Genomic DNA, 12,222 nt, shown 5'->3' with positions numbered 1-12,222 from the left:
TCATTCAAAGATAATTTCTTAGTCTACTCCTTCTATCTGTCATTTCGACCGGAATGAGAGAGCCCCAAAGGCGAACGAATAGAGCGGAGAAATCCACGGGGTGTATTTAAGCTTCCATATTCCATTTAAACCCCCGAAGATCTCTCGGCTGCATTTCACTCGCATTCGCTCGCTTCACTACGCTCGAGATGACAGGCAAAGGGGGTTTGTATGTTACTGAGTCAATATCTTACTCCCTCTCTACCCACTTGTCATTTCGACCGGAATGAGTGAGCCCCCAAAGGCGAATGAATAGAGCGGAGAAATCCACGGGGTATATTTAAGCTTACACATTCCATTTCAATCCCCGCAGATCTCTCGGCTGCATTTCACTCGCATTCGCTCGTTACATTTCGCTCGAGATGACAGGCTCTGGGGGCAATTATTATTGCCTTCCCCTCTTACTCAACCGAATATTCCGTTGATCAGCAAAATCCCCGAATGGGTACAACCCTAGGTCCTCATTTAAAAACCTTAAATCTGGATTTGAACGTTTGATCAACTCAAGCTTTTTCTTTCTACTCCATCTCTTGATCTGCTTTTCTCTGTTTATTGAATCCTGAACATACTTGTATTCTTCATACCACAACACAAAATAACACCGATACCTACCTGCGAATGTTTTCGAGTATCCTGCATTTAGACCATGTTCTAAAATTCTGGATGGCAAGTTGTTTGTCATACCAACATACAATGTAGTTTTGGAGGAATTTGTGACTATGTAGGTATAATATGGCATATGTAATTATAGCGAATAGAGATCTTACATTCACTCCCACTTGTGATTTCGACCGGAATGAGAGCGCCCTCAAGGCGAACGAATGGAGCGGAGAAATCCTCGAGGCGTGACAACACTACCAATGCCTGTTCCACCCCCGAAGATCTCTCGACTGCATTTCACTCGCATTCGCTCCTTACATTACGCTCGATATGACAGCCCTAGGGGGGGAGTACTTTTGTAACATAAATAATTCATTTATAAACCCTTCAGAATGATTAATTTCAGCTGTAACCGTTCATCCATTAATTTGCCACATGAATACCATATTCAAACTGCTGATCTTTTTCCTGATCCTGTTCATCGGTTTTGCCGGAATCGCTTTTTACTGGACCTTCTACAAACCCCTGCCCGACTATGAGGAAACCATCACCCTGAATGGATTAAATGATGCGGTTGATATCCACTGGGATGAATTCGGTGTACCTCATATTTATGCCAAAAATGAGCAGGACCTCTATTATGCCCTGGGGTATGTTCATGCTCAGGACAGGTTATGGCAAATGACCCTGACACAGATCATGGCGGAAGGTCGGTTTGCGGAATTCTTTGGAGAGGATGAAGAACTCATACAACTTGATAAATATCAGCGGACCCTTGGTTTCTGGAAGATCGCACAACAGTTGGTCGACACTTTGGGGCAGGATGAACGAAGAGTACTCAATGCCTATTCAAACGGTGTAAATGCTTTTATTGATAATAATTCAAATAGACTTCCTGTTGAGTTCTCTTTGGCTGAAGTAGAGCCTTTGGAATGGACCCCGGTTCGTTCCTTAGCTGTAAGCCGACTGATGGGCTGGGAGCTAAATATGGGATGGTGGAGTGAAGTCACCTACCAATATCTCAAGGAAAATCTTCCTGCTCAGCAGTTCGATCAACTTCAGCTTCGTTTTCCGGAAAATGCCCCCACCTCGTTAGATGATTCAGAATCCCTGGGGTATTCCTCTGCCCTATTACCCATGCTTAAACAGGAGATGCAGAAGAGAAAGCTGCTTGAAATGGAAGGAACTCATGTTGGTAGCAATGCCTGGGTTGTGGATGGCTCACTGACTGAATCCGGATACCCATTATTAGCCGGAGACCCTCACCTCGGACTGGACATGCCCGGCAAATGGTATGAGGTACACTTGAATCTGAATGACAAGAACGTATCCGGAGCTACCCTGGCCGGTGTGCCCGCTGTTATAATTGGGCAGAATGATCATATGGCCTGGAGTTTCACTTCAATAATGAGTGATGACACCGATTTTTTCCTTGAACAACAGGACCCTCAGGATCGTGGGCGATATGTCGTGGACTCTCTATCCGGTGGAGAGGTTGCATTCGAATCATTTGAACGGGTTCGTGAGATCATCAAAGTTAAGGGCGGTGATGATAGGTCTATAGAAATACGCTATACACAGCACGGTCCGGTTATTTCAGACATCTACCCTGTTCCTGAACTGACTGATGGTAAACTTATCTCGATGCAATGGACTGGATTTGAGCTCACAAATGAGATGAAAACTCTCTATAACATCAATTGGGCTGATAACTTTCAGGAATTCAAAGAGGCCCTTCCCACTTTTGGGGTTCCGGGTTTGAATTTCATGTATGGAGATGTTGAAGGAAATATTGCCATGTATTCAGTAGCAAAACTACCCTTAAGAACCGGTGACCCAATTACTTTAAGGGCAGGTTGGGATCCCGCAAGCAATTGGCAGGGTTTCATACCGTTCGAGCAATTACCGAGAGTTATTAACCCTGAAGATGGGTGGATCGCCAATGCCAACAACAAACTGACCACGGATAACTACCCTTACTACATTGCAACTTTCTGGGAACCACCCAGCAGAATTGAACGCATCGAACAGATCCTGTTAAATGAAGATAATTTTACTTACCAGGATTTCGAGTCCCTTCAAAATGATTCCTATTCTAATTTTGCTGCTAAGATCACCCCTATTATACTGGAGATCCTGCGTGATCAGGATGCCTACAACTTTGAGCTCCCTATATCCTACCTCGAAAACTGGAATTTTGAATATAGCCTGAGTTCTACAGCGGCTTCAATATTCGATGTCTTTTTCCTGAACCTCAGTAAGAATTCACTTCAGGATGATTTTGGTAAAGTGGCCTATAATAATTTCATTCACCATGAAACGATTCCGGTCCGTACCATGAGCTCACTCATTCAAACCGAAAGCTCACTCTTTGATGATATTTCAACAAATATAATTGAAACAAGGGATGAGATGGTCGTTAAAAGCATGCAGGATGCCATTCTGTTTCTTAGTGATTCACTGGGTAGTGAACCCTATGAATGGCGATGGGAACAGCTTCATACCATCACCTTTGAACCCCCTCTATTCTCACAGGCAGCTGAAGACCCTGATGCTCCCACAGCACTCAGATTGATCTCAAATAATGTTTTAAGTAAAGGTCCTTATGAGGTAGAAAGCCATGGTATGAGCGTCAACAATGGTCAGTATAACTGGGATGCCCCCTTCGAGATGGTCCTTGGTCCTTCGATCAGACGTATCTCTGATCTTTCTGATATGAGTAAGAGCAAAAGCATCCTTCCGACCGGACAGTCCGGTAACCCACTTTCAGATCACTTTGGTAATCAGACCAACATGTGGCTTAATGGTGAATACCGATGGCTCTACCAGGATTCAACGGCATTATTTGAGGGATCTGATGTTAAAACGATGCATTTGGTACCCGGTGAGTAGGTGTGATGAAAGAATGAGGTCACCCCACCGGGACCCTTCCTTGTTCCTGCCCTACGTGACGCTGACGCTTCGCAAGGAAGGAGACGCCTTGGCTTGCACAGCTACCTATTCATCCTGTGATGTCTCAATAGGTGCCGATGCAATATCAGGTTATTGATCTAACCGATATCGTCATAAATGAGTCCCCTTTCCTTGCGGCCACGCCAGGGGCAATTCAACCTTACTGACAAGCCGGAGGGAAAGGGACAGGGTTAGGGTCAAAAGAGGCAGGGATAGGAAAACCAATTAAATTCCTGAAAATTCCTTGATCTTATCCAAAACTTCGTCAGGTTTTTTGAGTTCCTCATTCCTTATCCTAAGCACTTTCAATCCCAGTCCACTCAATACAAGATCTCTTTGATAATCATGGTCTTTTTGGAAATCATGAATTTTGCCATCCATCTCGATCACCAGTTTTAGCTCAGCACAGTAAAGATCGGCAATAAAAAAATATTTTTGATTATCACGCTTTTCATAGACAAATGGTTTTTGACGAAGAAATTTGTATCCACCAAGCTGACGTTTTCTCAAATATCTCCAAAGACGTTTTTCTGAGGATGTTGGGTTACTTCTTAGCTCCCTGGCTATTTCTGTTATGGATTTCCACGTTAGTTTCATTCCTGAATTAGCTTCATTTTGTGAAAAACTGCAAGCTCGCCCCACCGGGACCCTTCCTTGTTCCTTCCCTGCGTGGCGCTGACGCTTCGCAAGGAAGGAGACGCCTTAGCTTGCACAGCTACCTATTCATCCTGTGATGTTTCAATAGGTGCCGATTCATAATCAGATTCTTTTATCTAACCTAGATCGTCTTCAAAGCGTCCCCTTTCCTTGCGGCCACGCCATGGCCAAGTCAATCTTTCTGGCGAGCCGGAGGGAAAGGGACAGGGTTAGGGTCCCGTAAATAGCAACAAAACATTTACAAACACGTACAGGCTGTGCTGTTATATTTGATGAAAATTATCCCAAATCAATCTCGTATGAAATCACGTATTTTCTCTTTCCTCTCTTCTTTTCTCCTCCTGGCTTTTCTAACCACTTCCTGCTCTCAGCAAGAACAAGCTGAATTCTCAGTCGATTACGAGAAATTCACTTTAGACAATGGGCTCGAGGTTATTTTCCATAAAGATGATTCTGATCCAGTGACTGCAGTAGCTTTAACATTCCATGTGGGTTCAGCAAGGGAAATTGAAGGAAGAACCGGTTTTGCTCATTTGTTCGAACACCTGTTATTTCTGGAATCCGAAAATCTTGGAAAAGGCGGATTGGATGAGATGAGTTCCCGTATCGGCGGCTCCGGAGCTAATGGCTCTACGAGTCGTGACCGAACCAATTATTTCCAGACAGTACCCAATGATGCGCTTGAAAAGATGATATGGGCTGAAGCGGATAAACTTGGTTACTTCATCAACACTGTGACCGATGCAGTTCTTGCCAAAGAGAAACAGGTAGTGAAGAATGAAAAGCGTCAGGGCGTAGATAATCAGCCCTATGGACATGCAAGTTATGTAATAGATAAAAATCTATATCCTGAAGGACATCCATATAGCTGGCAAGTGATCGGCTCACTTGAGGATCTCCAAAATGCCACCTTGCAGGATGTTAAAGATTTCTACAACCGATGGTATGTACCCAATAATGCTACACTGGTGATTGCCGGAGATTTTAACAGTGAGCAGGCTAAGGAATGGATACATAAATATTTTGATGAGATACCCCGTGGTGAGGGAATTGAACCGTTGGCCGACCAACCTGCTTCCCTGAATGAAACTAAGAAGCTGTACTATGAGGATAACTTTGCACGTCTGCCAGAGCTTCGTATGGTATGGCCGGGTGTTGATCTGTATCATGAAGATGCCTATGCCCTGGATATTCTCACCCAACTTCTTTCTGATGGGAAAAAGGCACCGCTTTACCAGGTTTTGGTTGAAGAAAAAGAGCTTACCTCGAATGTATTCATGCGTAATGGTAATTCAGAAATTGCCGGCGAGATAACACTGATAACCCGTGCATACCCCGGCACCGACCTTAACGAGGTTGAGTCAGGTCTGAATGAGGCTTTTGCACGTTTTGAGGAAGAAGGATTCACGGATGATGACCTAAAAAGGATCAAAGCAGGTATTGAAACGAATTTCTACAACGGCCTTTCAAGTGTGCTCGGAAAAGCCTTTCAGCTGGCTCAGTACAACATATTTGCAAACGACCCCGGTTATATAAATGAAGATATTCAAAAAACACTGGCCGTCACCAAAGATGACGTGATGCGTGTCTATGAAAAATATATCAAGGACAAGCCATTTGTAGCCACTAGTTTTGTGCCTCGCGGTCAAACTGACCTGATCTTGGAAGAATCCAATGAAGCTGAAGTAGTTGAAGAGCAGATCGTGGCTGAAGGTCGTGGTGAACAGTTTGAATTACCTGAAGAAACTGCATACGAACGCACCTCGTCCAGCTTTGACCGTTCTGTGGAGCCACCTTACGGTGAGACTCCGGTTCCTGCCATTCCTGAAGTCTGGGAGACAGAACTGGCGAACGGCATGAACGTTTATGGAATAGAAAGCTATGAATTGCCCCTGGTAGAGTTCGAAATCACGTTGGAAGGCGGCTTGATGCTTGAGGAACCAAATAAAATCGGAATTTCAAATCTCATGGCTGATCTGTTGACCAAAGGAACCGCCAATAGAACCCCTGAAGAACTTGAAGAAGCGATCGCCCTTTTGGGAGCTAACATCAATGTTTATGCAGGCAGACAATCAATCACCATACGGGGAAATTCGCTTGCCAGAAATTATGGAGAAACCCTGGCATTGGTTGAAGAGATCATGTTGGAACCTCGCTGGGATGAACGGGAGTTTGAACTTGCCAAACAAAGTACGCTCAGCCAGATCGCACAGCAAAGTGCCAACCCTAACAGCATTGCATCCAATACCTTCAATAAGCTCTTATACGGTGAAGATCACATTCTATCCTATAATCCTATCGGTACTACAAATACCGTTGAGAACATCACACTGGAAGACCTGAAGGAATACTACAGTTCCAATTTCTCTCCTTCTGTGGCAGATATGCATATCGTTGGTGCAATTAGCAAGAATGAGGTCGTTGCTTCATTAGCTCCATTAGAAGAGAATTGGAATAGCAAAGCTGTCGAAATTCCCGAATTTGATATACCGGGTGCCCCTGAATCATCCACCGTTTACTTTTACGATGTTCCCGATGCCAAACAATCTGTCTTACGGTTTGGATACCTTGCAATGCCTGAGACCCATCCGGATTTCTATAAGGCCACGATCATGAATTATAAGCTTGGCGGAGGCGGATTTGCCTCACGATTGACCCAGGAATTACGTGAAGGCAAAGGCTATACCTATGGCATTCGCTCCGGTTTCTCGGGTTCTGATATCGCCGGCCCATTTAGCATCTCCAGTGGGGTGAGAACAAATGTTACCTATGAATCTGCAGCCCTGGTAAAACAGATCCTGGAAGAGTATCCGGAAACCTTTACGGATGAAGATCTGGATAATACCAAAAGCTATCTTATTAAAAGTTCTGCCCGTCAGTTTGAAACATCCGGTTCTAAACTGAACATGTTGGCAAACATTAGCTCTTATGGATGGGAACCTGGTTATGTGCGAGACCGTCAGGAAACCGTTCAATCGATCACAATAGACGAAATTCAGGAAATGGCCCGAACCTATGCAGATCCCAACAAAATGATCTGGCTGGTAGTAGGTGATGCAGAAACTCAGATGGACCGTCTTGAACAGCTGGGTTTTGGAGAACCTATTTTGGTGAATGAATACTTTAAAGAGGGGGAATAGGTTTTAGGCATTAGGTGTTAGGTGTTAGGTGTTAGGTTTTAGGTGTTAGTTTTTAGATGTGTTCTTATGTCTAAAATCTCACGTCTAACATCTATTCCTCCTCTAATAGCCTATATAGGTTTCTCCAGCCTGCAGCTCTTTGATACCTCGCCGGGTGGCAAATTTGACCGGAATTGAGATAAATCCGCCTCCTCTTTTTGCTTTTTTGACAACGAAATGGAGATGAGGTCCGGTGGCAAACCCGGTGGCACCCGAATATCCAATAAGCTGCCCCATTCGTACATTTTGACCTAACCGAACATTCACCCCCCGATGTTTTAAATGAGAATAATCAGCGAAGGTACCATCATCATGCATAACCGTTATGAAGTTTGCATATTCCATAAATTCTGCGGTTGGCCCTCCCTTTGTATTCCCACCTTCCATCATAACTACCTTTCCATGGCGTGCTGCATAAATAGGTGTACCCTCCGGCATAGCAAAATCAAGGGCATGAGGTAACTCACCCTGATGAGAGAATGATCCATTAAACCCCTGTGTAAGTAAATACTCTTCCCCGATCGGAAACGGTAATCGATACGCAAAGGAATCGTTGTGACTAACGCCTATGTTCCCCATATAATAACGGTATCGGGAACTGTAATCCCACCCTGCTGAAAGATCCGTGTATTCAAACACCATGAGCTTTTCTTCAATATTTGGTTGAAGGACCTGAACAAGCGGAAGTTCTTTACTAGGTTTCAGGTTCTTATAATCCACCATATATTCGATCGTAACCGGATACAAGTTCGAATTCTTTGCATAAATTTCGATACCGGTCTCTGTTTCAATTCGGTAAACATTCACCGAACTGTTATCTTGGGTCAGGCCGGTGACCATGAATATCAAAAGGAACAAGATCGTTTTCATATGCATTTCTTTTTGAAATTGACTTCATAAATATCGAAAAAAACAAGATATCATCTTAAATGGAATTATCGCTAATTCAAATTTTACTGCTGTTAGGTGCAACTCTCGATCAGGGTTCCGCTGATTCTGAGATCTACCTCAGAATAAAAAATGGGGATCAAAAAGCATTCAAAACCTTCTTTGATGATCATCATGATGAACTGTATCGCTATTTAAAACAAAAAGGACTGGCTAAAGAAGCAGCTGAGGATCTGATACAAAAAGCCTTTGTCTATATTTGGGAAAACCGTGACAGCATTGATGAGACCAGATCTTTGCGGGCTTATCTTTTCCGTATCGCCTATACCAGAATGCTTAATTTATTCAGAGACAATTCCAAGTTTGATAAAAATCAGGAAGTCCCTGATGTGGCAGAGTCTAACAATTCCGCAGATGCTCCACTTAACCGGAAAGAATTGAACCGGACCATTGAAAAAGCGATTTCTTCCATGCCCGACAAAAGGCAAGAGGTCTTCAGACTGTGCTTTCTTCAGGAGTTCACCTATAAAGAAGCTGCTGAAACCCTGGAGGTATCAGTCAAAACCATTGAAAATCATATGGGGCTGGCTTTAAAAGACCTTCGAGCTTCTCTTTCCCAGGTAGCCAAAGATTATTTATAATTTCTTTTAGGGGTACTTTCCTTTGCAAGTGTAATAATGGTGAAAACAAGACAGATGATACTGTCCACTTAACCAATTAATTGCAAATGAAAGGATCAATACAATGAATTTATCAAGATTAACTACCCCATTAACGCTACTAATTGCTGCTTTGTTAATTACCACGGGATGTGACCTCGCAAATTCCGGGAACGACGGCCCTAAAAATGTGGCAGTCAAAATGCAATTGAATACAAGCTCCACTGCTGCCAAATATAAAGCTGTTTCACTCGACTCACTCACAGAGATCAAATTTCTGGTTGAAGAACTGGAATTGGAAAGCGTATCAGATGACTCCGCTGACTTTGAGGTCGAAGATCTGATCGTAAACCTGCCTTTAGATGGAAGCGTAATAGAACTAACCTCCCAGAATATTCCATCCGGTTTTTATGATGAGTTCGAAATGGAGATCGAACATGATGATGACGGTAACAATGTCAGCGACCCGGATTTCATAAAAGATGGTGATGATGACGGCTATTCCATGGTTATTAAGGGATCTTATAACGGTGAGGACTTCATGTTCAGAACAGATACTGATTTCGAGATCGAAATGGACCTGAATCCACCTCTGGAGATCAGTGAAACCAGTGGTTCACCATCAGTTGCTATCAATATTGATCCTGCGGGCTGGTTTGTTGACTCCAACGGCAATGCATTAGATCCAAGTGATCCTTCAAACAAAGAGATCATTGAGGATAATATCGAAAAATCATTTGATGCAGAAGGTGATGATGATGACGACGATGATGATGAAAGTGATGATGATGACGACGATAACGATGACGATGACTGATCATCATAATTAATACTTAAACATAACCCATAAACCTTGCCACCTGAAACGTGGCAGGGTTTTTTTATTTAATTGAACTAAATTATTTTTACTATCAGTTAGGGGTTTGTGCAATGTGAAGTGTAATACCATTGAACACCAACAAATAACAAAAATATGAAAACAGTAATTACTCACCTATCAAAAGCAACGGGATTATTTCTGGCTTCTGCACTGATCTTCTCAGCTTGTAGTCTTGGAGATGTATCCAGTGAACTAAACAATAATGAATTAACCCCGGAAGAAATTGAAGCAGCCAGTCAGATCATGGGAGAAGCCCTTTCTGATGATAACGATGGGGTGTTCTCGAGTTTGAATGACGCCCTTTCTACCGTTTCAAGTGATGGTTTTTCCGCAGGCAATACCGCCTTCAAAAGTGATGACGATGATGACGACGACTACTCAGGACGTGGTAATGAGCGCAACTTCAGCTATGAATACGACCCTGCCACAGGTACTCATACTCTAAGTTTCGAACGTAGTGTGGTAAAACCAAATTTCGAGAAAAATATGTCGGCCCTGCTGACCTATATCTTTACAGACGTGGATGATCAATTCATCGTTTTTCCACGCGCTAATAAAGAGCGAATCGAAAATATTGAGTTTACCGCAAACAGAAACGGAGACAAAACCAGTAACTTCCGTTCTTCTGAATTCAGCAGAGCTGATACCTTTGCGATCACCGGCGTGAGCAACGCTTCATCTATCCTTACTCTGGATGGTAAGCACACCGGTAATGGCTCCATACAAGGAGTACGAGGAAACGGCGATACCTTTGAACGTTCGTTTGTAAACGAGATCAATTTACTCGATGTACAGATCAATAAGGATACCGTAGCGTATTATGGATCCCTCGAGCAAGGTGTAACCGGAACTCTCACTTATGAAATGAGTCTTTATAAGAACAATAATGGTGATGAGTCAACCAAAACTGTTTCAGGAACCATTGAGATGGATGGTGATGGAACTGCCCTACTCCGATTCGAAAATCTAACGAAAGTTTTCAAAGTAAATCTTAAATCTGGTATAGTAACTGACGATGAAGATGAAATGGAAGCTCTTGTAAGTGAAGTGGATACTGTTGAACGTACGGTCTTACTTAGCAATGATATATTAGTGATCGTTACAGGCCGAACCGAAGTTGAAGGCGATGATGGCATCGAAACCCTGGAAGAAGTAGCCGCCGCACTAGCAGCCGGAACCACCGTTTATGCTGATGTTGAAGGTTATATCAGTCCTCAGGATAACTCACGTTTCATCGCAGATGAGATCGAATTCGAATATCAGGATGATGACGAAGGCGAAGACAGTGACGATGACGACGATGACAATGATGATGATGATGACAGTGACAACTAAATCATAAGAAAGAACAACACAACACCGGGTAAGTAACTCTTACCCGGTTATTTCTATGGCAAACAACAATAACATATTACCTCCCAATGATCCTGATCTGATCCTGGCTAAAAGAATAGGCAATTCTTTACCTGATCTGTATACCTTAGATCCAGAAAAAGATCCTTTGCTCAACGAACTATTCAATTATAAGAGATCAGTAGAAGCAGACGTAAAGGATACCATTGATTCTAATGCCATTTGGGATACCATAGAAAATAGCATTATTGATTCAGGCTCTGTAAAATCCAAAAGCAGGATCCTGAACTTCTCACCTGCTATAAAACGCTTTGCTATTGCAGCTTCTATCCTGATAGCTGCCATTGTTGGAAGTTATATGTTTCAGCAACAAATGCAGCCAACCCTCATCGGTGAAAGCTTTGCTACTATTTCAAGAGTCACATTAACAGATGGCTCAAGCGTCAGCCTCCGCCCCTACTCCAGGATCTATCTGGTTGATGAGCATGAGGGTGAGATGTCTTATAAACTTGAGGGAGAAGCCTATTTTGATGTTATTTCGAATCCCCAAAGAATATTTTCAGTAAAAACCGGGCAATCCAAAGTGCAGGTTCTTGGAACTAAGTTCATTCTGAGTGCATGGGGTAATTCCTCGGATGTGTATCTGGAAGAAGGCCGTATAAGTTTTGAATCGTTGAACTCAGGCAGTTCAGTTGTACTTGAACCGGGCCAGTCATCCAGAATTAATAACACGACCTCAACACCAGTTGTTTCTCAGAAAGATCCTCAAATATTCACCGATTGGTTGAACAATGAACTTATATTTGATAATGATCGGGTTCGAGATATCTTCAATGAACTTGAACAACATTTCAATATTCGTATTCAGAGTTCAGAGTCCATCGAAAATGAAACGCTTAGCGGTTCGATAGAGCTAGGCCAAATTGATGCTGTACTGCGTGATTTCGAACTGGTACTGGGTGGCAGCTTCACAAAAATTGACGGCAATTCATACGAGTTTAACACCGATTCTTAA

The 12,222-nt window shown here is 43.0% G+C and carries 9 protein-coding genes; 6 read left to right on the top strand and 3 right to left on the bottom strand.

Annotation, left to right across the window (positions count from 1 at the left end; translation table 11 throughout):
- Window positions 1-424: 424 nt before the first annotated feature.
- Window positions 425-778, bottom strand: a complete 354-nt coding sequence (locus tag AC13FX_RS11590; RefSeq protein ID WP_482880825.1) for a GIY-YIG nuclease family protein — start codon at window positions 776-778, stop codon at window positions 425-427.
- A 296-nt stretch (window positions 779-1,074) separates the two neighbouring features.
- Here AC13FX_RS11590 and AC13FX_RS11585 point away from each other — a divergent pair, with 296 nt between their 5' ends.
- Window positions 1,075-3,531, top strand: a complete 2,457-nt coding sequence (locus AC13FX_RS11585; protein WP_482880824.1) for a penicillin acylase family protein — start codon at window positions 1,075-1,077, stop codon at window positions 3,529-3,531.
- A 285-nt stretch (window positions 3,532-3,816) separates the two neighbouring features.
- On the opposite strand, the gene AC13FX_RS11580 is transcribed toward AC13FX_RS11585, so the two are convergent.
- Window positions 3,817-4,188 (bottom strand): endonuclease domain-containing protein, encoded by a 372-nt coding sequence (locus tag AC13FX_RS11580; protein WP_482880823.1) that lies wholly within the window; start codon window positions 4,186-4,188, stop codon window positions 3,817-3,819.
- A gap of 359 nt (window positions 4,189-4,547) precedes the next feature.
- Here AC13FX_RS11580 and AC13FX_RS11575 point away from each other — a divergent pair, with 359 nt between their 5' ends.
- Window positions 4,548-7,388, top strand: a complete 2,841-nt coding sequence (locus tag AC13FX_RS11575; protein ID WP_482880822.1) for a M16 family metallopeptidase — start codon at window positions 4,548-4,550, stop codon at window positions 7,386-7,388.
- Between the two features lie 102 nt (window positions 7,389-7,490).
- On the opposite strand, the gene AC13FX_RS11570 is transcribed toward AC13FX_RS11575, so the two are convergent.
- Window positions 7,491-8,297, bottom strand: a complete 807-nt coding sequence (locus tag AC13FX_RS11570; protein WP_482880821.1) for a M23 family metallopeptidase — start codon at window positions 8,295-8,297, stop codon at window positions 7,491-7,493.
- A 59-nt stretch (window positions 8,298-8,356) separates the two neighbouring features.
- Here AC13FX_RS11570 and AC13FX_RS11565 point away from each other — a divergent pair, with 59 nt between their 5' ends.
- The 4 genes from AC13FX_RS11565 (at window position 8,357) to AC13FX_RS11550 (ending at window position 12,222) form a co-directional block, all read left to right on the top strand.
- Window positions 8,357-8,956 carry an RNA polymerase sigma factor gene (locus AC13FX_RS11565; RefSeq protein ID WP_482880819.1) on the top strand — a complete coding sequence of 200 codons (600 nt, stop codon included), beginning with the start codon at window positions 8,357-8,359 and terminating at the stop codon, window positions 8,954-8,956.
- A gap of 103 nt (window positions 8,957-9,059) precedes the next feature.
- Window positions 9,060-9,791, top strand: a complete 732-nt coding sequence (locus AC13FX_RS11560; RefSeq protein ID WP_482880817.1) for a hypothetical protein — start codon at window positions 9,060-9,062, stop codon at window positions 9,789-9,791.
- 156 nt (window positions 9,792-9,947) lie between these two features.
- On the top strand, window positions 9,948-11,189 hold the full coding sequence (locus AC13FX_RS11555) for a hypothetical protein (RefSeq protein WP_482880815.1): 1,242 nt from the start codon (window positions 9,948-9,950) through the stop codon (window positions 11,187-11,189).
- Window positions 11,190-11,244: 55 nt separating this feature from the next.
- Window positions 11,245-12,222, top strand: a complete 978-nt coding sequence (locus AC13FX_RS11550) for a FecR family protein (RefSeq protein WP_482880813.1) — start codon at window positions 11,245-11,247, stop codon at window positions 12,220-12,222.

Source organism: Gracilimonas sp. B-17 (assembly GCF_056857935.1).
The sequence above is the reverse complement of the archived record's forward strand: the minus strand, read 5'-3'. Positions and strand labels throughout refer to the sequence as shown.

What these genes read in the sequence shown, in the direction of transcription:
- AC13FX_RS11590 (WP_482880825.1), bottom strand. Translation starts at nt 778, where the DNA reads ATGCCATATTATACCTACATAGTCACAAATTCCTCCAAAACTACATTG.
- AC13FX_RS11585 (WP_482880824.1), top strand. Translation starts at nt 1,075, where the DNA reads ATGAATACCATATTCAAACTGCTGATCTTTTTCCTGATCCTGTTCATC.
- AC13FX_RS11580 (WP_482880823.1), bottom strand. Translation starts at nt 4,188, where the DNA reads ATGAAACTAACGTGGAAATCCATAACAGAAATAGCCAGGGAGCTAAGA.
- AC13FX_RS11575 (WP_482880822.1), top strand. Translation starts at nt 4,548, where the DNA reads ATGAAATCACGTATTTTCTCTTTCCTCTCTTCTTTTCTCCTCCTGGCT.
- AC13FX_RS11570 (WP_482880821.1), bottom strand. Translation starts at nt 8,297, where the DNA reads ATGAAAACGATCTTGTTCCTTTTGATATTCATGGTCACCGGCCTGACC.
- AC13FX_RS11565 (WP_482880819.1), top strand. Translation starts at nt 8,357, where the DNA reads ATGGAATTATCGCTAATTCAAATTTTACTGCTGTTAGGTGCAACTCTC.
- AC13FX_RS11560 (WP_482880817.1), top strand. Translation starts at nt 9,060, where the DNA reads ATGAATTTATCAAGATTAACTACCCCATTAACGCTACTAATTGCTGCT.
- AC13FX_RS11555 (WP_482880815.1), top strand. Translation starts at nt 9,948, where the DNA reads ATGAAAACAGTAATTACTCACCTATCAAAAGCAACGGGATTATTTCTG.
- AC13FX_RS11550 (WP_482880813.1), top strand. Translation starts at nt 11,245, where the DNA reads ATGGCAAACAACAATAACATATTACCTCCCAATGATCCTGATCTGATC.